Annotated in this window: 22 protein-coding genes and 2 tRNA genes; 15 read left to right on the forward strand and 9 right to left on the reverse strand. The window is 34.5% G+C overall.

Features of this window, described 5'->3' with window-relative positions; all coding sequences use genetic code 11:
- Positions 1–14: 14 nt before the first annotated feature.
- Positions 15–1193 carry an MFS transporter gene (locus CEY12_RS08600; protein WP_089029827.1) on the reverse strand — a complete coding sequence of 393 codons (1179 nt, stop codon included), beginning with the start codon at positions 1191–1193 and terminating at the stop codon, positions 15–17.
- A 330-nt stretch (positions 1194–1523) separates the two neighbouring features.
- Between CEY12_RS08600 and CEY12_RS08605 the strand changes: the two genes are divergently transcribed.
- Entirely contained in the window at positions 1524–2420 is an 897-nt protein-coding gene (locus tag CEY12_RS08605; protein WP_089027308.1) for a 3-hydroxyacyl-CoA dehydrogenase, read from the forward strand.
- 88 nt (positions 2421–2508) lie between these two features.
- On the opposite strand, the gene CEY12_RS08610 is transcribed toward CEY12_RS08605, so the two are convergent.
- On the reverse strand, positions 2509–4188 hold the full coding sequence (locus tag CEY12_RS08610; RefSeq protein ID WP_089027309.1) for a glutamine--tRNA ligase/YqeY domain fusion protein: 1680 nt from the start codon (positions 4186–4188) through the stop codon (positions 2509–2511).
- Between the two features lie 154 nt (positions 4189–4342).
- Between CEY12_RS08610 and CEY12_RS08615 the strand changes: the two genes are divergently transcribed.
- Positions 4343–5476 (forward strand): alpha/beta hydrolase, encoded by a 1134-nt coding sequence (locus CEY12_RS08615; protein WP_089027310.1) that lies wholly within the window; start codon positions 4343–4345, stop codon positions 5474–5476.
- A gap of 235 nt (positions 5477–5711) precedes the next feature.
- Here the strand turns inward: CEY12_RS08615 and CEY12_RS08620 are convergent, their stop codons facing one another.
- Both CEY12_RS08620 and fbp read right to left on the reverse strand, forming a co-directional pair.
- On the reverse strand, positions 5712–6716 hold the full coding sequence (locus CEY12_RS08620; RefSeq protein ID WP_089027311.1) for an o-succinylbenzoate synthase: 1005 nt from the start codon (positions 6714–6716) through the stop codon (positions 5712–5714).
- Positions 6717–7733: a class 1 fructose-bisphosphatase gene (gene fbp / locus CEY12_RS08625; RefSeq protein ID WP_089027312.1), complete on the reverse strand. Its 1017-nt coding sequence runs from the start codon at positions 7731–7733 to the stop codon at positions 6717–6719. It lies immediately after the preceding gene.
- A 393-nt stretch (positions 7734–8126) separates the two neighbouring features.
- Between fbp and CEY12_RS08630 the strand changes: the two genes are divergently transcribed.
- The 5 genes from CEY12_RS08630 (at position 8127) to CEY12_RS08650 (ending at position 13201) form a co-directional block, all read left to right on the forward strand.
- Positions 8127–9365 carry an aspartate kinase gene (locus tag CEY12_RS08630; RefSeq protein ID WP_089027313.1) on the forward strand — a complete coding sequence of 413 codons (1239 nt, stop codon included), beginning with the start codon at positions 8127–8129 and terminating at the stop codon, positions 9363–9365.
- A gap of 22 nt (positions 9366–9387) precedes the next feature.
- A complete protein-coding gene (locus tag CEY12_RS08635) occupies positions 9388–11229 on the forward strand; it encodes a lysophospholipid acyltransferase family protein (protein ID WP_089027314.1) in 1842 nt (613 codons plus the stop codon).
- Between the two features lie 109 nt (positions 11230–11338).
- Positions 11339–11411, forward strand: a tRNA-Phe gene (locus tag CEY12_RS08640).
- Between the two features lie 216 nt (positions 11412–11627).
- Entirely contained in the window at positions 11628–12974 is a 1347-nt protein-coding gene (locus CEY12_RS08645) for a DUF3472 domain-containing protein (RefSeq protein ID WP_089027315.1), read from the forward strand.
- A 154-nt stretch (positions 12975–13128) separates the two neighbouring features.
- Positions 13129–13201: transfer RNA gene (locus CEY12_RS08650), tRNA-Phe, on the forward strand.
- Positions 13202–13268: 67 nt separating this feature from the next.
- Here CEY12_RS08650 and CEY12_RS08655 read toward each other — a convergent pair.
- Positions 13269–14027: a response regulator transcription factor gene (locus CEY12_RS08655; protein ID WP_089027316.1), complete on the reverse strand. Its 759-nt coding sequence runs from the start codon at positions 14025–14027 to the stop codon at positions 13269–13271.
- Positions 14028–14422: 395 nt separating this feature from the next.
- Between CEY12_RS08655 and CEY12_RS22250 the strand changes: the two genes are divergently transcribed.
- The 3 genes from CEY12_RS22250 (at position 14423) to CEY12_RS08665 (ending at position 18194) form a co-directional block, all read left to right on the forward strand.
- The gene (locus CEY12_RS22250) at positions 14423–14584 is read left to right on the forward strand and encodes a hypothetical protein (RefSeq protein ID WP_157676789.1); all 162 of its coding nucleotides are present in this window, start codon (positions 14423–14425) and stop codon (positions 14582–14584) included.
- Between the two features lie 65 nt (positions 14585–14649).
- On the forward strand, positions 14650–15993 hold the full coding sequence (locus CEY12_RS08660; RefSeq protein ID WP_089027317.1) for a cupin domain-containing protein: 1344 nt from the start codon (positions 14650–14652) through the stop codon (positions 15991–15993).
- Positions 15993–18194 (forward strand): peptidase domain-containing ABC transporter, encoded by a 2202-nt coding sequence (locus tag CEY12_RS08665; RefSeq protein ID WP_089027318.1) that lies wholly within the window; start codon positions 15993–15995, stop codon positions 18192–18194. The genes CEY12_RS08660 and CEY12_RS08665 overlap by 1 nt, the downstream gene beginning before the upstream one ends.
- Positions 18195–18261: 67 nt before the next feature.
- On the opposite strand, the gene CEY12_RS08670 is transcribed toward CEY12_RS08665, so the two are convergent.
- The 3 genes from CEY12_RS08670 to CEY12_RS08680 all read right to left on the reverse strand — a co-directional run bounded on the left by CEY12_RS08670 (position 18262) and on the right by CEY12_RS08680 (position 21245).
- A complete protein-coding gene (locus CEY12_RS08670; protein ID WP_228409823.1) occupies positions 18262–18942 on the reverse strand; it encodes a hypothetical protein in 681 nt (226 codons plus the stop codon).
- 5 nt (positions 18943–18947) lie between these two features.
- Positions 18948–19967, reverse strand: a complete 1020-nt coding sequence (locus CEY12_RS08675; RefSeq protein ID WP_157676790.1) for an alpha/beta fold hydrolase — start codon at positions 19965–19967, stop codon at positions 18948–18950.
- 168 nt (positions 19968–20135) lie between these two features.
- Positions 20136–21245, reverse strand: a complete 1110-nt coding sequence (locus CEY12_RS08680; RefSeq protein WP_089027320.1) for a helix-turn-helix domain-containing protein — start codon at positions 21243–21245, stop codon at positions 20136–20138.
- Positions 21246–21475: 230 nt separating this feature from the next.
- On the opposite strand from CEY12_RS08680, the gene CEY12_RS22580 reads away from it, so the two are divergent.
- The 4 genes from CEY12_RS22580 (at position 21476) to CEY12_RS08695 (ending at position 23502) form a co-directional block, all read left to right on the forward strand.
- The gene (locus CEY12_RS22580) at positions 21476–22075 is read left to right on the forward strand and encodes a thioredoxin family protein (protein WP_228409824.1); all 600 of its coding nucleotides are present in this window, start codon (positions 21476–21478) and stop codon (positions 22073–22075) included.
- Between the two features lie 410 nt (positions 22076–22485).
- Positions 22486–22650, forward strand: coding sequence for a hypothetical protein (locus CEY12_RS22585; RefSeq protein WP_228409825.1), 165 nt, complete (start codon positions 22486–22488; stop codon positions 22648–22650).
- Positions 22651–22658: 8 nt separating this feature from the next.
- Entirely contained in the window at positions 22659–23291 is a 633-nt protein-coding gene (locus tag CEY12_RS08690; protein WP_089027321.1) for a DUF3575 domain-containing protein, read from the forward strand.
- A 4-nt stretch (positions 23292–23295) separates the two neighbouring features.
- Positions 23296–23502, forward strand: a complete 207-nt coding sequence (locus CEY12_RS08695) for a hypothetical protein (RefSeq protein WP_089027322.1) — start codon at positions 23296–23298, stop codon at positions 23500–23502.
- Here the strand turns inward: CEY12_RS08695 and CEY12_RS08700 are convergent.
- Positions 23499–24695: an exo-beta-N-acetylmuramidase NamZ domain-containing protein gene (locus tag CEY12_RS08700; RefSeq protein ID WP_089027323.1), complete on the reverse strand. Its 1197-nt coding sequence runs from the start codon at positions 24693–24695 to the stop codon at positions 23499–23501. The genes CEY12_RS08695 and CEY12_RS08700 overlap by 4 nt on opposite strands.
- 4 nt (positions 24696–24699) lie before the next feature.
- Here CEY12_RS08700 and CEY12_RS08705 point away from each other — a divergent pair, with 4 nt between their 5' ends.
- Positions 24700–25929 carry an ABC transporter permease gene (locus CEY12_RS08705; protein ID WP_089029829.1) on the forward strand — a complete coding sequence of 410 codons (1230 nt, stop codon included), beginning with the start codon at positions 24700–24702 and terminating at the stop codon, positions 25927–25929.
- Positions 25930–25983 lie beyond the last annotated feature (54 nt).

A 25983-nucleotide genomic window follows, 5' to 3' on the forward strand; every position in this document is an offset into this window, starting at 1 on the left:
TAACAAATGATTCTTTAAATCATGTCCTCTTCTGAAACTTTCCTGTCCAGCATCCACGGAACAATAAAATAAAAAGCAATCGCAATAAGAACCGCAAAAATTCCTGTCCCCAGCCATAAAGCTGTAAATCCGAATTTCTCAGCAATTAAAGTTCCTACATAAGGTGTAACAATAAAAGCAATGGAAAAAGAGATTCCGTTGAGTCCCATGTAAGCCCCTTTATTGTGAGCTCCCGACCTTAAAGCAGTAATCGTTGACATAAAAGGTAATGTCCATATCTCACCTACACAAAGGATCGTCATCGAAATAACCAATGCTACGATACTATAGTCAAATGCCATCATTGCATAAGCGAAACCACAAAGAAAGGTTCCTAAAAGCATCGTAACTCCTAATTTAAAATATTTCTCAGCAATCTGAACCAATGACATTTCTAACAGTACAATTAAAAAACCACTGTACCCTAATAAATAACCGATATTTTGCTGACTGAGATGCGCTGTATCTTTATAGAAAATCGTCAGGGTACTGAAAAGCTGAAAAAAACATATGGCGAAAAGCATACAAAAAAAGCAATACAACAAAAACTTTCCATCCCGATAAGGAGATCCTTCAGTAATTGTATTATTAACTTCTTTAACTTTCTTAGCTTTTCTTGTAACTAGCTGATCTCTCTTTCTAAAGAATACAATATAGGTAATGCCTGCCATTAAAGCACCCAAAGCATTACTGTAAAAAAGAAACTCATAGGATATAGCGGATAAAATACCTCCCAATGCAGGCCCTATCGAAAACCCCAAATTTACTGCCATTCTGTTCAATGAAAAAGCCCGGGTAAGGTTTTCAGGTTTTGCATATTTTGTAATAGCAACCGAATTGGCAGGACGGAAGGTCTCGCTTACAATACTCTGTGCTAAGATAATTCCGGCTAAACCAACCTCTGTTGTAAAAAGTGGGATCATACAAAATAACGGAACACTTAAGAGCAGACTTAAACTTTGTACTTTATATTCACCTATCTTATCCGTAATCATCCCTCCCAACCAAGAGCCCAATACCGAACCAATTCCGAAAAAACTTAAGACCACTCCTGAATTTTCAATACTGAAATGTAAATGCGCAGTCATATAAACCCCCAAAAACGGGAGTACCATCGATCCGGCTCTATTGATTAGCATTACCAACGCCAGCATCCAACTTTCCTGGGAAAGTCCTTTGAAAGAACTTGTGTAGATCTTAATTAATTTCACGGGAATATATTCTTTGGGGAATCTTTTCGGAGAGACAAAATTAGGGAAATTAAGTCAGAGCATCGCTCTTAAATCTCTTTTCATTGAAAAATAAATTGAAACAGATACAATATGAATCAATAAATTCAGGAATATTTCAATTTATGATCGATCGGGTCCTTTATAAAATTTGTAAATTGCAACTACACCTTTTTAAATATTGCTCTATGTAAATTTTCGACAATTTCCACATCAAATTAACTCTATACTATATGATCACCAAAACAAAATTGTATGAATTTTAAAAATATAACCGTTGCAGGCAGCGGTGTGTTGGGATATCAAATTGCCTTTCAAACAGCTTTTCATGGTTTTAACGTAACCGTTTATGACATCAGCGACGAAATTTTAGAACAGGCAAAAGGAAAATTTAATGTACTTGGTGAAGCTTTTAAAAAGGATTTAAATGCGACTCAGAAGCAACTAAATGCAACCTTGAAAAACCTCAATTATACTTCAGATCTGACAACAGCCGTAAAGAATGCTGATCTGATCATAGAAGCTGTTCCGGAGAATCTTAAAATCAAACTTGGCTTTTATCAGAAACTATCAAAAGCAGCGCCGGAAAAAACCATTTTCGCCACGAACTCATCATCATTGCTTCCCAGTACGCTTGCAAAAAAAACGGGAAGACCCGAAAAATTTATTGCGTTACACTTTGCTAATGAAATATGGAAGCACAATATTGCAGAGGTGATGAAACATGCAGGAACCTCACCACAAGTTTTTGATGATGTTATTGATTTTGCCAAAGCTATAGGAATGGTTGCTCTTCCTATTCATAAAGAACAGCCAGGCTATATTGTCAATTCATTGCTGATGCCTTTATTAAGCTCCGCACTTGAATTGTGGGCCAATAAGATATCCGACATTAAAACTATTGATAAAACCTGGATGGTGGCAACAGGTGCACCAATGGGACCATTTGGAATCCTGGATGTAGTAGGCATTACCACCGTTTATAATATTAATAAAATCGCAGCAGATTCTTCCAAATCTCCAATAAAGATTAAGGTTTCAAAAAAATTAAAAAAGGAATATATTGACAAGGGCAAATTAGGGACTACAACGGGCAAAGGCTTTTACACATATCCTGATCCAGCCTTTGAGAAAAAGAATTTTTTAAAATAATCTTTCTTCATTTTCATTCTGAAAGATTGAAGAAAAAAAACAGGATCTACAAAAAGTAGATCCTGCTTTTTTTATAGGATAAAGAGTCTTATTCTGGTTTGTAAGAATCTTTTAATGTTACTGTACGGTTAAACACCAAATGGTCTCCATTAGAATCCTGATCTTTCGTAAAATATCCGATTCTTTGGAATTGAAGAGGCTCTCCTACCGCCACATCTTTCAAACTTGGTTCAGCAAAACCTTGAATGGTAGATACAGAATCCGGATTGACAAAATTTAAGAAATCTACGTCTTTCTCTGCATCAGGCTGTTCTACCGTAAATAATTGATCGTAAATTCTTATTTCAACAGGAATAGCATGATTAGCGGAAACCCAATGTAAAGTACCTTTTACTTTTCTTAAGCTTTCCTCTGTTCCACTTCCTGACTTACTCTTTTCATCGTAAGTAGCGTAGATGGTTGTGATCTCTCCATTTTCATCTTTCTCTACTCTTTCAGCTTTGATGATGTAAGCAGATTTCAAACGAACTTCGCCTCCTAATTTTAATCTGAAGAATTTATTATTGGCTTCTTCTTTGAAATCCTCACGTTCGATATACAGTTCTCTCGAAAAAGGAACTTCTCTTGTTCCTGCATTTTCCTGCTCCGGATTATTTTCAGTTTCCAGCCATTCTTCCTGACCTTCAGGATAGTTTTCGATCACTAATTTTACAGGATCTACAACTGCCATCACACGTTTAGCCACTTTATTCAGATCTTCACGAACACAAAAATCCAATAACTGAATTTCAATAAGATTCTCTCTCTTGGCTACACCTACTTTATCAATAAAGTTTCTTATAGAAGTTGGAGTATATCCTTTTCTACGCATCCCTGAAATTGTAGGCATTCTTGGGTCATCCCATCCTGTCACTACTTTTTCAGCAACTAATCTCTGTAATTTTCTTTTAGAAGTGATCATATAGGTCACATTCATCCTTGCAAATTCTCTTTGCTTCGGAGCTACTTGAGGTTCTTCGTATACCTGATCCAGATACCAGTTATATAATGGTCTGTGGTTTTCAAATTCTAAAGAACACAATGAATGCGATACTTGTTCCAAATAATCCGATTCACCATGAGCCCAGTCATACATTGGATAGATTTTCCAATCAGTTCCTGTTCTGTGGTGCGGTCTTTTTAGAATTCTGTACATTACAGGATCACGCATATTCATATTCGGAGAAATCATATCGATCTTCGCACGAAGAGACATCGTCCCTTCTTCAAATTCTCCGTTTTTCATTCTCTCAAACAAATCCAAAGATTCTTCAACAAGTCGGTTTCTGAATGGACTTTCCACTCCCGGCTCAGCTGGGTTCTTTCTTTGTTCTGTAATGATCTCAGACGGTTGTTCGTCTACATATGCTTTTCCTTCTTTGATTAATCTCACGGCCCAATCATAGAGCTGCTGGAAGTAGTCGGATGCATACAATTCTTTATCCCATTTAAAACCTAACCATTCAACATCTTGTTTAATAGAATCTACAAATTCCTGTTCTTCTTTTTCAGGATTTGTATCGTCGAAACGAAGGTTTACAGGAGCATTGTATTTTTCTCCCAACCCAAAGTTAATGCAGATTGCTTTTGTGTGCCCTACATGCAGATAACCATTTGGTTCAGGAGGAAAACGGAAACGGATTTGATCTCTGTTCAAACCATTTGCCAAATCATCTTCTATAATTTGTTCAATAAAATTGAGCGATTTTTTTCTTCTTCCATTATTTATTAAAAGTTACAAAAGTTATAATTTATATAACTGATTCGCAAATTTAGCGAAAATTTAGGGTTTATGAAAGGCCTGATTTAAAAGCATATTAACTTATAATCCAATATTTTTTCCGAAATTTATAAAACCGAAACCAATCACAAAAAAATTCATTATGGCCGTTTATATCCTAAGTAACCGGAAGATCGTCCGTCATAAAAACGAAACCGTTGATTCATTCTCCAATGATGAATACTCTATTCCCAATTTTAGAATTGCAAAATGTGATTTTGACAATTATACAGAACCGACTGCCCAGGCAAAAAAGAAAAAAAACTACACCAACAGAAATATTCTGAATTATCAGCTTTTTTCAGAACCTGAAAAACAAGGATACCAGGAAGTTCTTGATGTATTATTGAGTGAGAAAAAAATCAAAAAATCAAATCTTACAGCAGATAATCTCGGTGGAACTCAAAGAATGTTCTACGAATTGTATAAAAACATGTCCTCTACAAAATTAAGGAGCGATGTTTTACTATTTATTCATGGTTATGCTTATGATTTCGATGATGAACTGGAAGCAATCATAGATTTAAAAAAATTATTTATTGATCATCCTGAATCTCCCATCGAACACATCTTATTTGTAAGCTGGCCAGCTTCAAGCAGTATTGTCCCATTGACCTATTTTGATGATAAAGCATCAAGTATTAATTCAGGAACTTCTTTGATGAGACTGTTCTATTTCTATACTCAGTTTTTAAAAGACATCTTTTCCAACCGGGATTTAGCCCCTTGTAACCAGAGAATTCATCTTATGGCTCATTCTTTAGGAAACAGAGTACTTCAAAGTATGCTGTATAGCCTGAAAAATGAGAATATTCTGAGAGTTATTGATCAGGTCCTACTCCTGAATGCTGATGTAACTTATAAAGTTTTTGAAGATTCTGAAGATTCATTTAATAAACTGCCTTTGCTTGCCAATCGGATCTCAATTTATTTAAACCGTAATGATGCTGTTCTGGCTATTTCCCAATTTACCAAGAATATTCTTACACCGAGGCTTGGCAAAAACGGACCGACTAACATAGAAAAATTTAAGGATATTGTTTCTATTATTGATTGTACCTTTATTGAAAATGATCTTAAAACCGGTTTAAAATTTGAGCTTGGAAATCACTGGGGATATCTCTCCAGCTCACAAGCTCAAAATGATATTTTCCAGACACTGAACGGAATAGATAGAAACCTCATTACCAATAGAATAAGTAATTCTGAAAATATTTTCACAATTATTTCAAAATGATCATTTAACTTAGCATTAACAATAAAATAATGTGTTAAAATTTGTAAAAAATATAAAATGGCATGATCATTGCTTATTTCTAGCGATAGAGAATTAATTAAAATTTCCGGCAATGAAAAAGTTTAAAGAAAAGTTTTCTATTTTATTAGAAAACATCAAAAAAACGATTTTCATAAATGATGAGATTTAGCTAGATGCACATCAACAAGAATCCTAACACAGTTCCATGTTGAAATCATGCTTTAAAAAGCAAGCGTTCCCCAATTAGTTCCGAATGGTTGTCAAAATTATTAGTAAATAAGCCTCCTGTGCCTAAGCCTTGAGGCAATTTGCTATTTTTGGTAAAGGTATATTGCGCAATTGCATTCAATCCAATATTACTCTCCAATGCGGATGTGATCCACCAGCCAATATTATTTTCTTCTGCAAGAGCAATCCATTCATCAGATCCAGAAAAGCCCCCAATCAGAGAAGGTTTAAGAATTATATATTGCGGGTTGATCGTTTCTAATAGTTTTTTCTTTGCATCAATAGATGTAATCCCTATCAATTCTTCATCCAAAGCAATTGGTGTTGGAGTTTCAGCACATAGCAAAGCCATGTCATTCCAGTTTCCAGCCTTGATAGGCTGTTCTATAGAATGAATATTCAGATCTGAAAGTTGTTGTAATACAATTTTAGCTTCCTGCACTGTAAATCCCCCGTTAGCATCCACACGCAGTTCAAGTATATCTTCTGAGAACTTTTCCCTTAATTTCTTTAATACTTCATGTTCAGACTTCCAATCGACTCCAATCTTTAGTTTGATACAATGAAACCCTTTTTCGAGCTTATCCTGAATCTGCTCTTCCATATAGTCTACATCTCCCATCCATATCAACCCATTGATGATAATAGGAATCTGACCCTTTGTAAATTCGCTCGGATAGTAAAGATGATTTCCATTCTTCAGATTGAGAATCGCCTGTTCGTATCCAATCCAAATGGATGGAAATTCGGTTAACTCTTTCTTTAAAAATTGATGATCCTCCTGAATATTTTCACAAAGCCACTTCAGCTTCTCTTCATAATCAGGCCTGTCATCGAAACTCAATCCTCTAAAAATAGCACATTCCCCAATTCCCTTTTTTCCATCTTCTGAAATTGTAAGAATAAAAGTCTCTTTTTCATACAAAACGCCACGAGATGTTCCACTCGGGCGTTTGAATTTTAATAAATATCTGGAATATTCCGCTGTCATTTATTTTACATTATCTATTCGCATAAACTCTTCTGCTTTCTCTACCATAGATACACTTCCACAAAAGAATGGGATCCTCTGATGAAGTTCTGTAGGTTCTACTTCCAGGATTCTTCTAAATCCATCTGTAGCTTTCCCACCCGCTTGTTCAGCAAGAAATGCCATTGGATTACATTCATATAACAATCTAAGTTTTCCGTTCGGCGATTGAGAATATGAAGGATAAATATAAATCCCCCCTTTCAGCATATTTCTATGAAAATCCGCCACAAGGGAACCAATATACCTCGATGTATAAGGACGATCCCCTTCTTCCATCTGGCAATATTTCAAATAATTTTTAACTCCCTGAGGAAACTTGATATAATTCCCTTCATTGATTGAATAAATTTTCCCGGTAGCAGGGAACTTCATATTAGGATGAGAAAGATAATAGGTACCTAAAGAAGGATCAAGAGTAAATCCATTTACTCCGTTTCCAGTGGTATAAACGATCATTGTAGAAGATCCGTAAATCACATACCCGGCAGCAATTTGATTAACTCCTTTTTGTAAGAAATCTTCAAGCTGAACAGGCGTACCTGGTTCTGACACTCTTCTGTAAATTGAGAAAATAGTTCCTACAGAAACATTTACATCAATATTTGAAGATCCATCAAGGGGATCAATTAAAACTACATATTTACTAAGGTGTCCATTTCCAACACATTTAATATCTATAAAATCATCGTTTTCTTCTGAAGCAATTCCACAAACCACTTCCCTTTGTGACAAGGCAGTGATAAATATTTCATTGGCAAGAACATCAAGCTTTTGCTGTTCCTCTCCCTGAATATTTTCATTACCCGCTTTTCCAATGATATCTGCAATTCCAGCTTTATTTACTTCTCTGTTTACAACTTTTGAAGCCAATCTTATAGCACTTAGAAGTCGGGAAAGCTCCCCTGTAGAATACTGAAAATCTTCTTGTTTATCTATAATAAATTCTCCTAAAGTCTGCAACGATTGATCTGACATATTTTACTTTTTACGATTTCCCCAAATTTCGTAAAATTATTGCAATCTGAAAAAAATTCTTTTAAAACACTTTAATAACTGTATACCAACACAATACACCCCGATCTAATCATTACACCCTCTTATTGTTTCTATAATTTGTTCCCATTTTTGACTATAAGTAAATTTCATTAATTTTTATCATTTTTGGTCATATAACTCCATTACATAGGAATAATATGGTATAATCCCAACTATATAACACAAAAACACATCAATATGGTCAGTTTATCATAAAAATCTTTATCTCATCCTGCCCTTTAGCTATTTCATATCTCATTGTAAATTTATAATTTTGACGTCCGTAAAAAACTCAACTATTTTTTATCTAACAATTTTATTTTTAATAATTTAATGAAAATTTTCAAGTTTGGTGGAGCGTCTGTAAAAGATGCTGAAAGTGTAAAAAATGTGTCAATGGTTTTAAAAAGCCAGGGATTTGCTAAATGTTTGCTGGTAATCTCAGCAATGGGCAAAACGACTAATGAATTGGAAAAGGTTGTAGAACTTTATTTCAAGAAGGAAAACTATCAAACTGAAATTAAGGTTATTAAACAGAAACACATAGAAATAGCTCAGGGTCTTTTTCAGGAAAATCATCCTGTATTTGCAGAGATCAATTTGTTTTTTGATGATCTTGATTCTTTTCTAAGAAGAAATAAGTCACCTAACTTCAATTTTGTATATGATCAGGTAGTAAGCTGTGGAGAAATGATTTCCACTAAAATTTTAAGTGAATATCTGAATGAAATACAGTTTACCAATCAATGGCTGGACGCCAGAGATTATATAAAAACTGACAATTCATACAGAGATGGTAATGTAGATTGGAAAAAAACAGAAGAATTTATTTCTACTTTAAATTCTGAAATTTGCTATGTAACCCAAGGTTTCATTGGTTCAGATGAGAATAATTTTACAGTAACTTTAGGAAGAGAAGGTTCGGATTATTCTGCTGCTATTTTTGCTTATTGCACCAATGCAGAAGCAATGACCATATGGAAGGATGTTCCCGGAGTAATGACAGGTGACCCAAGAAAATTCAAGGATGTTACTTTACTTTCCAATATTTCTTATGAGGAGGCTATTGAAATGGCGTATTATGGGGCCAGCGTCATTCACCCGAAAACATTGCAGCCTTTACAGCAGAAAAGCATTCCCTTTTATGTTAAATCTTTTGTGGATCCTACAAAAGAAGGAACAAAAGTAGGAGCTTCAGAAAAAAATCAACATGAGGAATCTTATATTTTAAAAGAAAATCAAAATCTCCTGAAAATATCTACTAGAGACTTCTCATTTATTGCAGAAGATCATATGAGCCAGGTTTTCAGTCTTCTATCCAGACATAAAATTAAAGTTTCTTTGATGCAGAATTCTGCAATTTCACTAGCTTTATGTTTGGAAGATAAATTCAATGCAATTGATGATCTGAATGAAGAATTGCAAAAAGGCTTTAAAACTGAGGTAATTAAGAATGTATCATTATTTACCGTAAGAAATGCAAAGATGGATAAGATTGATCAATTTTACCAGGAAAAAAGTGTATTATTGGAACAAATTTCCAAGAACACACTTCAAATGGTAACACAATAAATATAATTGCGACTAAACACATATGAGCTTAATTTCGAAAAACGATTTAATCCAGGCTTCCGGCTTAAGTAAAATAGGGTTTCTAAAGAATCCTGTGGCATCTGCTATCATGAGCGTTGCTAAAATAAATGAAGTTAATAAACTATATGATAAACTGAAAGACAAGGAAGGTAAAGACTTTTTCGATTCATTTGTAAGGGAAAGAAACTTAAGCTATATCGCTTTTGAAGAAGATCTGGCTAAGATCCCAAAGACAGGGCCTTTTATTTTAGTTTCCAACCATCCGCTAGGCGCAATTGACGGGATTTTGATGTGTAAAATACTATTAGAAGTACGTCCTGATTTTAAAGTAATGGGTAATTTTTTACTGGAAAAAATAAAACCCATGGAGCCTTATGTAATTTCTGTAAATCCATTTGAAAACAGGAAAGGAGCTTACAACAGTTCTTCAGGAATGCGCGAAACTTTAAAGCATATTGAAAATGGGGGTTGTGTAGGTATTTTTCCTGCAGGAGAAGTTTCAAATAAAAACAATGCTTATAGCGAGATCTTAGATAGAGAATGGGAAAAGCCAGCTTTAAAATTAATTAAGATGGCCAAAGTACCTGTTGTTCCCATGTATTTTCATGCTAAAAACAGTACTTTATTTTATCAGGTCGCAAAGCTTCATGCAAGTCTGCAAACCCTAATGTTACCATCTGAAATGATGAATGACAGGGAGAAGCCCATTCGTGTACGAATAGGAAAACCTATAGCTGTAAAAGCTATGGATGAGATGGAAAATATAGAGGAACTGGGTGAATTTCTAAAGCGTAAGGTTTACATGATGAAATCTTACTACGAAAAAAGAAAATCTTTAGCCCAGGTCATTAATCTTCAAAATCTATCTTTAAAATTTCCTTTGCTTAAAGAAGAAAATATTGTCCAGAATATCATCGATGAAACGCCAAAAGAAAGTATTCTGCATGACATTAATAAACTGAAAGGTACCGATAAAATGCTTTTCAGTAATGGTAATTACGAGATCTATTTTACGACCTACGAAGAAATCCCTTCTGTAATGCGGGAGATAGGCAGACAAAGGGAGCTTACATTCCGTGCTGTAGGAGAAGGAAGCAATCTTCCTTTCGATCTGGATGAATATGATAAGCATTATCATCATCTTTTCCTTTGGGACAGCACTGCAGAGATGTTAGTGGGTGCTTATAGAATGGCTTTAGGAAAAGAGGTCATGAAAAAGTATGGCATCAAAGGATTTTATACAAGCTCACTTTTTGAATTTGAACAGGACATCCATCCATTCTTCAAAAAGGTCATTGAAATGGGAAGAGCTTATATCTGCCAGGAGTATCAGCAGAAGCCTCTTCCACTCTTTTTATTGTGGCGCGGAATCGTTCACGTATGCTTAAGAAATCCAGACCATAAATTCCTGATGGGAGGAGTAAGTATTTCGAATAAATTTTCAGAATTTTCAAAATCTTTGATGATTGAATTCATGCGTTCGAATTATTATGACGGTGCAGTAGCTCAATATATAACTCCAAGAAATGAATATAAGGTAAAGCTTAGGGATCGTGATAAAAATATCTTCTTTGAAGAAATGGAGTCTGATCTTAATAAGCTTGATAAAATTATCGACGACCTGGAACCGGAGTTGAGATTACCTGTTTTGATCAAAAAGTATATCAAACAGAATGCAAAAGTAATCGCTTTTAATGTTGATCCTAATTTCAATGATGCTATTGACGGACTCATGTATATCCGCATCAGCGATCTTCCGGAAAGTACGATTAAACCGGTATTGGAAGAAATGAGTGAGCAAATCAGAAAAGAACAGGAAAACAATCCGGCTGAGAATCAGTAGGTTTTTATCTTTAGTAGAAAAAAGTTTCGTTAATACTTGCGTCATATACTAAAACTTACTACTTTTGCATCACTTTAAAACAACGAAGTAAGACAAACAAAAATATAATGGTTTCTTAGCTCAGTTGGTAGAGCAATGGATTGAAAATCCATGTGTCCCTGGTTCGATTCCTGGAGAAACCACAAACCACCTTTTTAAGGTGGTTTTTGTTTTTATATACTTACAGCACTCCTTTCCACTCATACTATCCCAAAAGAGATAAGAAGTTCATCAACGAAGTAATATGTTTTTATTTCATGAATAACATCAATAAATTTAATCATCGATTTGTGAAATAATTTTCTAATTAGCGATAAAAGAATTAAATTAGTCTTTTAAACCAAATCACACATACAATCATGAGATTAAAATTATTAACCGATACTTTTTTAGGTATCTCATTGCTCATTTTTCAATCATGCGCAGAAAGCAATATTGCAACAGAAGACACCATTTCTACGCAAAAGAAAGTATCAGCTTTAGCAAATAACACCTCTTTCAGTGTACCAGTTGCAGGAAACTCCTTTCTAACAATAAAGCCTTCTGGTGCCAACGAGGTAATCACTTCTACCAAATTAGCCAACTGGACCAGCTCCAATACGGTTATCAGCACTTATTTCAGAGTAAGCAATACCGGAATATTAAGTATTGGATTAAAAGCCTCTGTCCCATCAGGCAGCAGTGTTGTAAAAGTAACTATAGGCAATACTTCAAAGAATATCACGTTAACAGGATCAGCTTACACTGATTATAGTGTGGGAGATTTTACGGTTTCTACTCCAGGATATGTAAAAGTTGATCTTCAGGGAGTATCCAAAACCGGTGGGTATTTTGCGGACCTAACAGATATTACGTTCAGTGGGGCAGCTTCCACCGGAACTAATGTTTTCAGTAATGACCCATCTTATTATTATTGGGCCCGCAGAGGACCTTCATGTCATCTGAACTATACCATTCCAACAACAGACAATGTCAGCTATTATTACAATGAAGTAACAGTGCCTGCAGGAGAAGACAAGATTGGCTCTTATTTTATGGCAAATGGCTTCGGTGAAGGTTATTTCGGCATGCAGGTTAACTCTTCTACAGAAAGAAGAATTTTATTTTCTGTATGGAGCCCTTTTGAAACGGATGATCCTAACAATATTCCTCCTGATCATAAAATAATCCTCAACAGAGCTGGTAGCGGTGTTACTATTGGGGAGTTTGGTAATGAAGGCTCCGGAGGACAAAGTTATTATAAATACAACTGGACGGCCGGGCAAACCTACAAATTCTTATTAAAAGGAGAACCCGACGGTAATGGAAAAACAGATTATACAGCATGGTTTCTTTCCCCAGATACCACAACCTGGAAACTTATCGCCAGCTGGAAGAGACCGCAAACGACGACTTATCTTAAAAGATTTTACAGTTTTGTAGAAAATTTCAATCCTGAGAATGGATACCAGGGAAGAAAAGCTGAATTTAAAAATCAATGGGTAAGAACAGCAGGTGGAAACTGGATGGCCATCTCAGGAGCGAAATTCAGTGTTGACAATACTTATAATGCTCAACAAAGAATCGATGCAATGGGTGGGACAAATAATGGTTCTTTCTTTTTACAAAATGGAGGATTTTTTAACTCTATCGTAGCTCCGGGAACACAATTTTCAGTTACTGCTCCTAATCAAGCCCCCAATATAAATCTTTCCACTCTTCCATAAATCACTAGATCAAAGATATTCAGCCAGTTATTACTTTGAAATAAATAACTGGCTTTTTATTTTCATTTAATTTTAATTTTTTGTTGCATTATATACTAAAAAGCACTATTTTTGCACCCACTTTAAACAACGAAGTAAGTCAAACAAACATATTGGTTTCTTAGCTCAGTTGGTAGAGCAATGGATTGAAAATCCATGTGTCCCTGGTTCGATTCCTGGAGAAACCACAAAACCACCTTATATAAGGTGGTTTTTTATTTTAAATAGATCAAGTAATTATTTAATTATTATACACTATAATAACTTATTGCTTGTAACAAAGGCCAATGCTTCAGAAATATTGCTTACCTGCATTTTCTCAAATAACTTTCTTCGATGAAATTTAATGGTATCGGGTGAAACAAAAATTTTCTCAGCAATTTTATTGATTGTATATCCCTGTGCGTAGTAGCGTAAAACTTCGAGCTCCCTTTCGCTCAGTTTTATTTTTTCCTCATTTCTCCATTTTTCCTCTTCAGCATCATACCACCAATAGTCATTAGTTCCCTGTCTTGAAATGGTAATATTTCCAGAATTCGTATTAGTAGATAAGGAGACGACCCCCATCGCTTTCCATATTTTACCTTCTTCTGTAAGAAACAAGGGTGTCAGTTTTTGATTGACCAAAATGGCTTTATCCTTATTCAGCAAGTGGATATCATAAGAAAGGGTATAATATTTTCTTTCCTCAGCAGGAATTTTTTCATAAAACTCATATCCCAACCGATTAACCTTTGATAATAAATCAGCGTCACTTTTCTGGACATATCTAAAATAAAACTCATACCCCATTTTCTTCACTTCTTCTGCAGTATTACCGCAAAGAAACAAGGGGTTCTCCGAAACATACTCAAAATTTCTTTTCTGATAGTCTATTATATATACACTCATATAAATAGCACGGGAAAAGGCATCCGTTACCTCAAGGTAATTATTTAATGCCATAGTTTCTTCATTTAGATCCTCTTTAACTGTATTCTCAGAAAAAAAGAACCTATTAATATTTTCACTCATAAATTCAAATTTGGTTATTGTTTTTTCATGTCATATCTGATCTAATTAACAATTCTACACTAAAGTGTAGCATTTAGTTAATTCAATCCGTCTAAATTTATGAAAAATAATTCCCACGAGCAAGACATCTTTAACGAAAATAATTATTGACTATAAGTTGTTTACAACGTCTATAATTTGTTTCCTTAAAAAAACTGAGGCATTTATTTCATTAATACAAGAATTAAAACGCTTCTCTTGCTTTAAATTGTTTTTAATTTAAAGAAGCATAACAATCTTTCTTTTTGATCTCAATAAGACAGATGTAAAAATACTTTCTTGCAAGAAGAGACCAGCGAAGGAGCTAATGTCTATAAACTTTGATCCACAAAAAATCATTTTAAAAATTTATTATCATGAAAAAAGCAAATTTTAACGCAAAAGAGTTTTTGAAAGTAAAAAACCTTTCTCCACTAGATCAAAACAAAGTAAGAGGTGGATTCGGAGCACAAGAAGCTGATAACGTAGTTGTACGTCAAGTACGTCAGGTAGTACAAGTTGTACAAGTAGTTTCTTAATATTACCTAGACAACAGAGAACCCCAATTCTCTGTTGTCTTTTTTTATTTCAAAAACTAAATACTATGGAAAATAATTTTACTAAAGATTTTTGGGAAAGTTTTATTGCTACCAATAAAAACTTCACTCAAACCTGTGTGATCAAAGATGTCATCTCAGAAGATTTGATCAAAAAACTGAAAGATGCAGTAGTTGATGGATTAATCAACAGATTTAAAACAAAAGATCATGATGGTTTCAGACTTTATTTTCCTTCTCAGGGAAAAGGTAAAGAAAATAATGATTTTGTTGATGAATTATATAAAAACCCTCCTTTTGAAAATGAGGATATCATAGAATATTGTAATCGGGTTTTCAAAGAAAAATTCGGCCTGATCGTTAATTTCCTTGAAAGACATTCTGATTATATAGCAAAAGAACTTAGACTCATCACTGAACCCCTACTGGAAACCATTGGTATTCCAGCTACAGGAGTAGATGTAACTGTTTTTATCGGAAACTACGGTTGGACACCCCTTGGAATCCATCAGGATCACAAAGGGGAAAACGTACTTCATTTCCATTTAGGTCCCGGAGAAAAAACAATGTACATATGGGATCAGGAAAAATATAAAGACCTTACGGGTACAAAACACAATAATTTTGATATAGAGCCTTTACTTGAACACGCTGAAAAATACGATTTTGGAGCTGGCGACTTATTCTATATGCCATGGAATAAATTTCATATCGGTAAAAGTGATGACCTTTCAGTTGGAGTAACATTTTGGTTCAACAACCCTTCGAAGGTTAAATTTTTCGACAGAGTGCTTAATACTTTCTATACCAATTATCTGGACGTTAATAAGGATGTTCTGGAGCCTCAACATAATTACTTAGAAAATCACCAGACCTTTGAAGAGTTCCTTTCTCTTTTAAAGCTGGACGAAGATATATTAAAAGGATCCACTGAAGCATTCTTTAAATACCTGTATGACGAATACAAGAGTAGTTTACTAAGCAATGCAGGATGGCAGGCACCTCCTCAAACGAGAGAATCAGAGGATAAATATGATATCGATGGTTATGAATTTTTACTTGAAAAAGAGATTCATGCCAATGACCCCTTTAAAATGATCTACAAAGTAGATGAAAGCAAAGACACATTCTATCTTTTCGTAAGAGGTTCAAAAATAGAAATGAGGTATCATCCTGAGCTAAAAAATATCGTTGATAACCTTAACACCCACAAAAGCTGGAAAGTAACAGATCTGTTAAAAGACCTGGAAACAGAATGGCCGATAGAAGCCGGTTTATATTTTCTTTCAATGATCTATAACAAAAAAGGGATTGAAATTGTAGGCGAAACTAAAACAGTGAAACAAACTGAGGATATTTTAACTGAGGATATTTTAATAGAAGAAAAATAATGAAATTTATTCCTCAACATGATAAAATGGACTGTGGTCCGTCATGTCTGGCTATGATCACTGCTTATTATGGCAAAGCATACGGACTACAGTACTTACGTGATTATTGTTTTATATCCAGGGAAGGTGTTTCCATTCTTAGTATGAATGATGCAGCCACCAAAATTGGATTTAAGACTTTAGCCACACAACTTGCTATTGAGGATTTAAAAAATGAATTCTTACCATGTGTCTTGCACTGGAACCAAAATCACTTTGTAGTTCTTACTAAAATTTCCAAACACTTTTTTAATAAGGAAAAAATATATACAATCGCTGATCCGGCACATGGAATTATCAAATTAACAGAAACTGAGTTTAAAAAGTCGTGGCTGAAAAACTCTGACAAAGGTATAGTATTGCTACTAGAGCCTACAGAAAACTTTTTCCAGGCTGAAAATGTTAAAGATAAAAAGGTATCCTTACAATACGTTTATCAATATCTGAGTCCACATAAAAAACAGTTCCTGTGGTTATCATTGATTCTTCTGCTGGGAACAGTGGCTACTCTGGCCTTCCCTATTCTTACACAAAAACTGATTGATGATGGTGTGAATAAGAAAAATCTAAGCATCATCACTTACATCCTTCTTGCCCAGCTGACATTTTTCCTTGGAAATATCATATTAGGAGTATTCCGTAACTGGATCATGTTGAGTGTTGGCAGTAGATTGAATATTAAAATCATATCCGACTTCCTTAAAAAACTGATGAGCTTACCGATAAAGTTCTTTGACACTAAATTTATGGGTGATTTTAATCAAAGAATACAGGATCATGAAAGGATAGAGCTTTTTCTTACTTCACAGAGCTTAGCGACTCTTTTCTCAATGATTACCTTCTCGGTATTCTTTGTTGTCCTGTGGACCTATGATTTCAGGATTCTTGCGACCTATTTTATATTAACCATAATTTCAGTTGTATGGTCGCTGTATTGGCTAAAAAAAATAAAATCGTTAGATTATTTCAGATTCCGTGAAAAAAGTGAAAATCAGGAATCCATTTATGAGATCATTAATGGTATTTCCGAGATGAAACTGAATCAGTTTGAAGAACACAAACGTAAGGAATGGGAAGAAATCCAGCAAAAATTATTTAAAGTAAATATCCGGATTTTAAAGCTTGACCAAATCCAACTTTCCGGATTCGAATTCATCAACCAGCTAAAGAATATTATCGTTACTTTCCTCGCTGCTTCTTTCGTAGTAAAGGGACATATGACATTAGGAGCCCTGCTGAGTGTATCCTATATCATCGGGCAAATGAACTCTCCCGTTAGCCAATTGATCAGCTTCTTTAAATCTTTACAGGATGCTAAGTTAAGCTTATCCCGTTTAAATGAAGTTCAAAATCATCCGGAAGAAGAACAGGAAGATCTGGTTCCTTTAATGAATGAAAAGTACACCACTCAAAACGGAATTCAGAAAGGGATCTATTTTAAAAATGTCTCTTTTCAGTATGAGGGACCTCAATCCCCTTTTGTTCTTAAGGACATTGATCTTTTTATCCCTCAGGGAAAAGTTACTGCCATTGTTGGAGCAAGTGGCAGTGGAAAAACAACATTGATGAAATTATTATTGAAATTCTATGAACCAACTTCTGGGGATATTTATTTCAATCATTCCAATTTAAAAGAAATTTCTCCAAAGAATTTAAGAAAAAACTGTGGGGTGGTGATGCAGGATGGTTATATATTTTCTGATACCATTGAAAGAAACATCGCAACCGGGGAAGAAATTCCGGATGATGATGTATTAGACTTTGCCCTTAAAACGGCCAATATTAAATCATTTGTAGATGAACTTCCTTTAGGACTAAACACAAAAATCGGAGCTTCAGGAAATGGAATATCTGGTGGGCAAAAACAAAGGATATTGATTGCAAGAGCCGTTTACAAACAGCCTTATTTTGTATTCTTTGATGAAGCGACCTCTGCACTGGATGCAGAGAACGAAAAAGTCATCCATGATCATTTACAGGATTTCTTTAAAGGTAAAACTGTTCTGATTATTGCACACAGGCTTTCAACCGTTAAAAATGCAGACCAGATCATTGTTTTGAAAAAAGGAGAGATCGTAGAACAGGGAAATCACCAGTCGCTGGTAGAAAAAAAATCAGATTACTACAATCTGGTTAAAAACCAACTGGAACTGGGTGCGTAAAACAATACAACTTCAATCACTATTTAAAAATAAAATGCCGGGTTTTTAAAAAACCCGGCATTTGCTATTAAAAAGGCAGTTTATAATTATACCCAACCTGTAAAAGATAAGGCAGCTGCGGTTTTGTTTTTAAGTCTTGTGATACGATAGCTCCCACTTTAAGATATACTTCCTGATTACTAAAAGAGTATCCTCCCTGAACTGCACCATAGAAGTTCCCTCCGGTTGCCGGTTCATACCACCCATCTTTTACGTCAGGATAATCTTCTTTGTAGTGGTCAGTATGTTTAAAATGGGTGACGATGGCTTTATCAAATCCAATTTCAAGGGCAGCAAACCATTTTGGACGATAATATCCGATAGTTCCGGACATATCCAAGCCAAAATTCATGAGTTGTACATTTTCATTTTCATATTTCCGGAAAATACCCTGAGCTTTCGCTGAAAACTGTAGATTATTAAGTTTTAACCATCTTACATTTGCACCTGCTTTCGTTTTAAAATCATCAAATAAACGCTCTCCCATAGGAACAGACGCTTCTATATTAACAATGGTGGGAAACAATTTGCTGTTGAATTTATATCCATATCCAAGACCAACAATAGCTCCATATTCAGCCCCTACATTCACATTGAGTATATGTCTTTCCTTGTCAGTAAGTCCTCCCCAGTTTACCGTCTGTGATAATGCCATGTTAGATACCAGGCTAAAAAAAGCTGCTGTTATATATAATTTATTATTTTTCATTTCTCTTAAAGGCTGTTGATAAAGTTGATAATTTTAGGTTTTGTCTGAGAGTTCCATGCATCCTTATTGGTGACGATACCATCGTGTCCGACATTTGAAACTTTAACGCTCTCCACATGTTTATAGGAAGAAGTTATCTTTTGAGCCCAGGAATCAGGATACGCCTTGTTTCTTTCACTGTAAAAAAACAATACCGGAGCGTTATAGTTTTGTAGACCGGCAGAAAAGTCTGATTTGTATTTATCCCCTACTTCAAACAAAGCGTCCATTATTACCGCTCCATCTCTCCAACCCGCACTTGAGTCAAAATCACCCTCTCCTGTAATATCATTTTTTGAACTCAGCATCGACATTTTATAATCTAATATTTCGTGCTGATCCTCTTTCCCGGAAATAAACTGATCCAGATAAGTGGCATCATTAAGAATCTCACCCCATAATTTAAAGGATCTTGATTCCTTTACATAGTCCTCAACGTCATCCCATTTTAATCCGCCGGGTTCACATACTATAAGTCCCTGGACAGCTTCAGGATATTTACCAGCATATCCTGAAGCTAGCATAGCTCCCCACGAGTGGCCTAATAAGACGACTTTTTGATTGGGTGTCTTTTTATAATGGGCAATTACTGACTTTAATTCCTCAAACATAATATTGGTAGCCCCTGCTCCCTGTGACGTGTAAGAATTTTTGGAAAAGCGCTGTGATAATCCAGAACCCCGCTGATCATAAAACACAACACGATATCCCTGGGCGGCTAGATCCTTGCAATTCAGAAGGTATCTATAATCTCCACCAGGCCCGCCGTGAAGGGCAATAATAAGAGTTCCGTTTTCAGGACCAAAAGCTTCAGAATGGAGTAAAGCGCCGTTGACACTGATTGCCGGCAAAGAAGAATCCTGGTCTACTGTTTTTGGAACTAAATTTCCAGGCTCATCTATTGTCCGTCCCTCGGTACAGGAAAATAGTAATGTAAAAATTGTAAAAGAAGCGACCAAGGCATTCTTTTTTCTTAATGTTGTCATAGTTTTCGGTTTAAAAATATTGATGCAAAGATTCATCAATTCCGAAAGCTAAGCGCCCCAACAGGAAGGTTGGCCCATGAAAAACAGCAAATACAAATAAATGACTATCAATTAATTATGCAAGTTGAAACGATTCCCTGAAACATGAAACGCTGAAAAAGAAAAGAATTAAAATGTTTTTTGGTATTCTGTGGGAGTAACTCCCGTGTATTTTTTGAAATTTCTATTGAAGGATGTTTTAGAATTAAAACCACAGTCAAATGCGATAGCTAAGAAAGTATATTGCTTACTCTCTGGTTCTACAATTTTATTTAAAAATTCTTCAATCCTCTTCTCATTAATCAGTTCGTAAAAGTTCTTATTCTCCCTTGAATTGATAACCTGAGAAAGGTAGTTAGGATGAACTTTAAGCAATTCAGCCAGTTCATTTAAAGTGAGATTGGGATTAATAAATGGTTTTTCTTCATTTAAAACGATGATCAAGCGTCTATGAATATCTTCAATACTTTGTTCCGTCAATCCTGATTTCTGATATTTTTTATCTTCAGAATCAACAATATGAACCACTTCATCCGCTTCATCTTCACTTTCTTCTATGGTAAAAAAGGAATTAGGCTGATTAAATACCTGCACCTGCTTAATTCCAAAATATCCTAACCACATAATAAAAACAGCAACAGCCCCATAAACAATATCGGCATTTTGGTTTAAAAGAACCAAACCCCAAATCAATCCCATCCAGATAATGAGATACAGCAACCAATTAAAATTTATTTTCTCAGTATTGGAAAATTGCTGAACCATATTTTTACGGAATCGGTACAAAAGAAGGAATGAAACAGCTACATAAACAATCCCAGATATATAGATGCCATACAATCTAATAAGTAATTCAGTATTAAAACCTCTTCCTTCCTGTTTAAAAATACTAATCCTTTCACTAAAAGAGGCTGTGTAAAATGATAAAAACAAAAGATTACACATTAAAAAAGGTAAAAAATGCAATAACAATAATGATGAAAAAGGCTTAGGAGAGGTTTGTTTTTTTACATACAAATACAAAAAAGGTCCATAAAGCAATGGTAGTGTAAATCCTAAAAAAACAGAAGAGGGATATTCTGTATACTGATTGGTAAGGAATAAGTAGTGGGTCAACAAATTGACTCCAATGGTCAAAAGCCATCCCCCTAAAATGAAATCAGCTGAACTTTTACCTTTCTTGGTCAACAAAAGAAAAGTGAGAAAAAAAGCGATAAATATCCCAGAAAGATAAAGCATACAAAGCTTTTATTATTGGTTATAGCATTAATACATTTAATTGTCTGATCGACAAAAATAAAGAATAACTTTCATCTAATGATGACAAAACAAAATAAAAACGGCAGTTAATTGTTTCAATATAGAAATTAACTTCAGTTCTTAAAATTAGTTAATATAAGAGATCAAACCGCTAAATCCTTAATCTATATCTTGAAAATTACCTATCTTCGCCTACAAATTTTAATCGAATGAAGAAGATCATCTCCGGATTATTTGTTTTTTTCACTGTACTTCTTTTTGCACAGGAAGCTATTCAGTTTCAGGATCTGCCTTTTAAAGACCTCGTTGCTAAAGCAAAGAAAGAAAATAAAATTATTTTTTTAGATGCTTATGCCTCATGGTGTGGTCCATGCAAACTGATGGAAAAAAATGTATTTACAAAAAAATCCGTTGGAGATTATTATAATGCCAATTTCGTCAATGCCAGATTTGATATGGAAAAGGGAGAAGGAAGAGAAATTGCTGCCAAATATGGTGTTCGTTCCTACCCTACTTATTTATTTCTAAATGGAGATGGTGAATTGGTTTCTCAGAATCTCGGATACATGGAAGAAAGTGTTTTCCTTGCGATGGCACAGGACATCAACTCCCCCAATAATAAAAAAGGTTCTTTAAAAGACCGTTTTGCTTCCGGTGAAAAAGACCCTGAATTTTTAATCAATGTCATGAAGTTAAATTCTACTTCAGATTTTGATTTTGCAAAAAAAGCTTCAGAAAGATATTTTGAAAACAAAAAGAAAACGGAGGAACTTTCGAAAGATGATATTGGATTTTTATTATTTTTCTAAAATCCGTAGAAGATCCTAATTATAAAATTTTCACTTCAAGAAAAGCCGATATTATCAAATATCTTCCTGAAGAAACTTACAAAGAGTTTGATCATCAGCTTATATTATCAAAAGTTGTAGCACAGTCTATTGATGATAAAAATAAGAAAATCAATGAAGACTATTTTCTGAAAACGGCAGAACCTTTAGTTGGAAAATATGAAGCTACCGTAAAACTGAATCAAACTAAAATCAGTTATTACGAACAAAATGAAAATTTCCCGGAGTACGAAAAAGCCGCTCTGGAATATTATAAAAATTCGGATTCTTTTGAACCTAATCAATTATTAAAAGCAGCCTGGATATTCTCCGAGCATATCAAAACAACGTCTTCATTAAAAAAAGCTGTTGAGTGGGCAGAAAAATCGGTTATGAGAGGAGAAACATCTGAAAACACTTTTATTTTAGCAAAGCTTTATTTCTTAACGGGAAATAATGATATGGCAAAGACCTATGCTGAAATGTCTAAAAATATGGCAACACAATCTAACAAGGATGCTACTTTAGCAGAAGGATTGCTTAAACAAATCAAATAATATTCAATATGAAATATAAATTTGCGATGGGTTTTCTTAGCCTGTTTTCATTAGGAATGGTACAGGCTCAGGAAAAGGAGCAGACAATAGAAAAAGAGAAAAGTTTGTATGTAAAAGGTAATGCTCTTCTTCTTCCCGTAGGAGTTTTGAACGCCGGATTAGAATACCAGCTGAGTAAAAAGTATACCTTACAGGGAGATTTTTTAGTTTCTCCATGGAAATCTTTCGCAGGACATGAATTTCAGTATTACTCTGTTTCCCTGGAAGGCAGATATTATTTTGACGAAGCCTTTAAACACTGGTATGTAGGAGCCAATCTTTCCACTGCTGCCTTTGTACTTCAAAAATGGAACTATTGGGGATCGGGTACCTATACCAATGATCGTGGGGAAAAATTTGTAAAATCCAATCTTTATCAAAAGGGAATTTCTGTTATAGTAGGCGTTACTGCAGGTTATCAGTTCCAACTTTCAGAAAACTGGAATCTGGATGTATATGCAACGGTTGGTACTTCTCAGGATTTCTATAAAGGGTATGATCGTACAACAGGTAAAAGATACGATATGGCAAAAGATTTCAATAAAAGTGGTGAAGTATTACCTTACAGAGGAGGTATTATGATTTCTTACAAATTAAAATAATACCATGAAACTATTCGGAAAGAACCATATCATCATTTTAGTGATTACTTTTGTCATCCTATTCCTAATGAATTATATTGGGAATGAAGCCCCTGACAAATTACAAAGAGCTGTTATGACGGCTTTTGCCGGAGTTGTTGGATTAACAATCGGTCTTTTTATACTGAATAAGGGTAAAAATGACAAGAACCCACCACAGGATTTCGATTAGTTCTCATATACAATATACCGGGATCTTATTTTTTCAAATGTATCTAGATCCGGCTTCCACGAGGCTTTGATTTCTTTTATTGACTTGCCTGCTATGATTTGTTTTCTCAATTCATCAGTCCCTGATAATGTATCAAACCATAGATTTTTAAGGAAAAAATCAAGTTGTGGATTCTTATAGTTTTTATAAGCTTTAATAACCCATTCTAAATTAAGCTCCCTTAAGTCGGTTGAATAATCAGACAGATTTTCACCATAGCATAATTGTCCATTAAGGAAAGGATCTTTTGCTCCATAATTAGGTTTTGGGGTAAATTGATAAGGAAGACTTTTCGTCCATGGAGAACCATACACCTGAAAAGGAGTATCCGTTCCTCTTCCTACAGAAACCTGTGTTCCTTCAAAAAAACATAAACTTGGATATAGGTTTATTGATTTATCATTAGGTAGATTTGGAGACGGCTTATCAGAAATAGCATATCGTTGTTTTTTATGATAATTCTGCATTGGAATCAAGGTATACTTTGCCTGTACTCCATTTTTCAGCCATTTTTCACCATTAACCATTTTTCCATACTCGCCAATAGTCAGACCATATACTACAGGAACTTCATGCATTCCTACAAAACTAGTCCATTTTTTCTTTAAAACCGGACCATCCGTATATCCATCATGAGGATTGGGCCTGTCCAGTACCATTACCTCAACATTATTTTCAGCAGCGGCTTCCATCAAATAAGTTAACGTTGAAATATAAGTATAGAACCGAACTCCAACATCCTGGATATCAAAAACGACAATATCAATTCCTTTTAATTGTTCAGCCTTTGGTTTTTTATTGCTTCCATATAAAGAAACAATTGAAATTCCTGTCTTCGAATCAACTCCATTCTTTACTTTCTCACCCGCATCGGCATCTCCTCTGAAACCATGTTCAGGGGCAAAAATAGCTTTTATCTTAACTCCGTTTTTTACCAGAAAATCGACTAAATAGGTTTTATCTTTCATTAAACCAGTTTGATTGGTTACAATACCAATTGTTTTACCTTTTAATAATGGCAAATACACGTCAGGACGGTCTGCACCTGTCTTAAAATCACCTTTAGTTTGATTTTGAGAATAATATTGATTGAATACTCCTAAAAAAATTAGGCAAATAAGAAGTAAATTTTTAATTTTGAAATCTAAATTCATAAGCTTGAACTTTCCTTTATATTTCTCTAGAAAAATAGCGTTTTCCAAAGATAACAAAAATAATCTTTCAAGGGTTATCATCTTCATAGGCAGGCTTTCCGTGGCTTTAGGAATTATAGTTTCATTAATAACGGTATCTACAGGTTTTGGTTCTAAAAAAGCAATCAAAGAAAGACTGGCAGATTTCAGCGGACATATTACGGTAAAATCAACCCGATCAAATTCTTCATACAATACTTCTGTTCTTGATAAACAAGGTTTAAATATCCAGAAAATAAAAGCACTTCCTGATGTTGAAAGTGTTCAAAAATATGCCATGGTTACAGGAATCATGCGTAATGAACATAATTTTGCAGGGATCATATTTAAAGGAATAGGCAAAGATTTTGATAGTGTACGCTTTAAAAAATTCTTAATTGCAGGAAGAACCCCTAATGTTACAGAAGTAGGGTATAATCATGGGGTAACCATTTCACAAAAAATTGCGAATGATCTCCATTTAAAAGTTAAAGACAGTATCGTTACCATATTCTCAAAAGCTGATCAGAAACCTATTTACAGAAAGTTTGAAGTAGTTGGAATCTACCGGACTGATATTAAAATGATTGATGAACAGTTTGTCATTGGTGGGATTAACCACGTCAGAAAGATACAGGATATGAAACCCGATGATATTGGAGGATTGGATATTTTCTTTAAAAATGTAAACGATATCGATAGTGATTTTCCGGAAATAGAAAAACTCATCGGTTATAAAAATTATGCTGAAAAAGCAACCGAAAAATTCCCTCAGATCACTGATTGGATAAGCATTTTTGATACGAATATAGCATTGATCATTATCATTATGCTTATTGTAGTAATCATCAATATAATCATGGTTCTGCTGATCCTTATTATTGAAAGAACAAATTCTATCGGTCTCTTAAAAACTCTTGGCGCAAGCAATTCCCAGATCAGGGCTACATTCATTAATTATACCTTGATCATTATGGTTCCGGGACTTTTATATGGAAATATTATCGGACTTGGCTTATTGCTTTTACAGAAGTTTTTTGGGATCATAAAACTAAATCCCGAGAATTACTATGTAAGTACGGTGCCGGTAGATCTTAACCCTATCGCTATCATTTCGATTTCAGTTGGAATTCTGATTATTTCCGCGTTAGCTTTAATTGTGCCTAGTTATTTAATCAGTAAAATTTCACCGGTTAAAGCTATTAAGTACAACTAATTTTCAAGCCATTTACTCTTGAAAACACCTATCTGAAAAGCAATAGGTATATTA

Origin of the sequence: Chryseobacterium sp. T16E-39 (genome assembly GCF_002216065.1) — a bacterium.
Classification (GTDB): Bacteria; Bacteroidota; Bacteroidia; order Flavobacteriales; family Weeksellaceae; genus Chryseobacterium.

Bases quoted from the DNA above. Each gene is read 5' to 3' on its own strand.
- CEY12_RS08660 (WP_089027317.1), top strand. From the start codon at position 14,650: ATGGAAAATAATTTTACTAAAGATTTTTGGGAAAGTTTTATTGCTACC.
- CEY12_RS08680 (WP_089027320.1), bottom strand. From the start codon at position 21,245: ATGCTTTATCTTTCTGGGATATTTATCGCTTTTTTTCTCACTTTTCTT.
- CEY12_RS08675 (WP_157676790.1), bottom strand. From the start codon at position 19,967: ATGACAACATTAAGAAAAAAGAATGCCTTGGTCGCTTCTTTTACAATT.
- CEY12_RS22580 (WP_228409824.1), top strand. From the start codon at position 21,476: ATGAAGAAGATCATCTCCGGATTATTTGTTTTTTTCACTGTACTTCTT.
- CEY12_RS22585 (WP_228409825.1), top strand. From the start codon at position 22,486: ATGAGAGGAGAAACATCTGAAAACACTTTTATTTTAGCAAAGCTTTAT.
- CEY12_RS08615 (WP_089027310.1), top strand. From the start codon at position 4,343: ATGGCCGTTTATATCCTAAGTAACCGGAAGATCGTCCGTCATAAAAAC.
- CEY12_RS08630 (WP_089027313.1), top strand. From the start codon at position 8,127: ATGAAAATTTTCAAGTTTGGTGGAGCGTCTGTAAAAGATGCTGAAAGT.
- CEY12_RS08695 (WP_089027322.1), top strand. From the start codon at position 23,296: ATGAAACTATTCGGAAAGAACCATATCATCATTTTAGTGATTACTTTT.
- CEY12_RS08620 (WP_089027311.1), bottom strand. From the start codon at position 6,716: ATGACAGCGGAATATTCCAGATATTTATTAAAATTCAAACGCCCGAGT.
- fbp (WP_089027312.1), bottom strand. From the start codon at position 7,733: ATGTCAGATCAATCGTTGCAGACTTTAGGAGAATTTATTATAGATAAA.
- CEY12_RS08600 (WP_089029827.1), bottom strand. From the start codon at position 1,193: ATGCTGGCGTTGGTAATGCTAATCAATAGAGCCGGATCGATGGTACTC.
- CEY12_RS08700 (WP_089027323.1), bottom strand. From the start codon at position 24,695: ATGAATTTAGATTTCAAAATTAAAAATTTACTTCTTATTTGCCTAATT.
- CEY12_RS08670 (WP_228409823.1), bottom strand. From the start codon at position 18,942: ATGAAAAATAATAAATTATATATAACAGCAGCTTTTTTTAGCCTGGTA.
- CEY12_RS08665 (WP_089027318.1), top strand. From the start codon at position 15,993: ATGAAATTTATTCCTCAACATGATAAAATGGACTGTGGTCCGTCATGT.
- CEY12_RS08645 (WP_089027315.1), top strand. From the start codon at position 11,628: ATGAGATTAAAATTATTAACCGATACTTTTTTAGGTATCTCATTGCTC.
- CEY12_RS08690 (WP_089027321.1), top strand. From the start codon at position 22,659: ATGAAATATAAATTTGCGATGGGTTTTCTTAGCCTGTTTTCATTAGGA.
- CEY12_RS08635 (WP_089027314.1), top strand. From the start codon at position 9,388: ATGAGCTTAATTTCGAAAAACGATTTAATCCAGGCTTCCGGCTTAAGT.
- CEY12_RS22250 (WP_157676789.1), top strand. From the start codon at position 14,423: ATGAAAAAAGCAAATTTTAACGCAAAAGAGTTTTTGAAAGTAAAAAAC.
- CEY12_RS08655 (WP_089027316.1), bottom strand. From the start codon at position 14,027: ATGAGTGAAAATATTAATAGGTTCTTTTTTTCTGAGAATACAGTTAAA.
- CEY12_RS08605 (WP_089027308.1), top strand. From the start codon at position 1,524: ATGAATTTTAAAAATATAACCGTTGCAGGCAGCGGTGTGTTGGGATAT.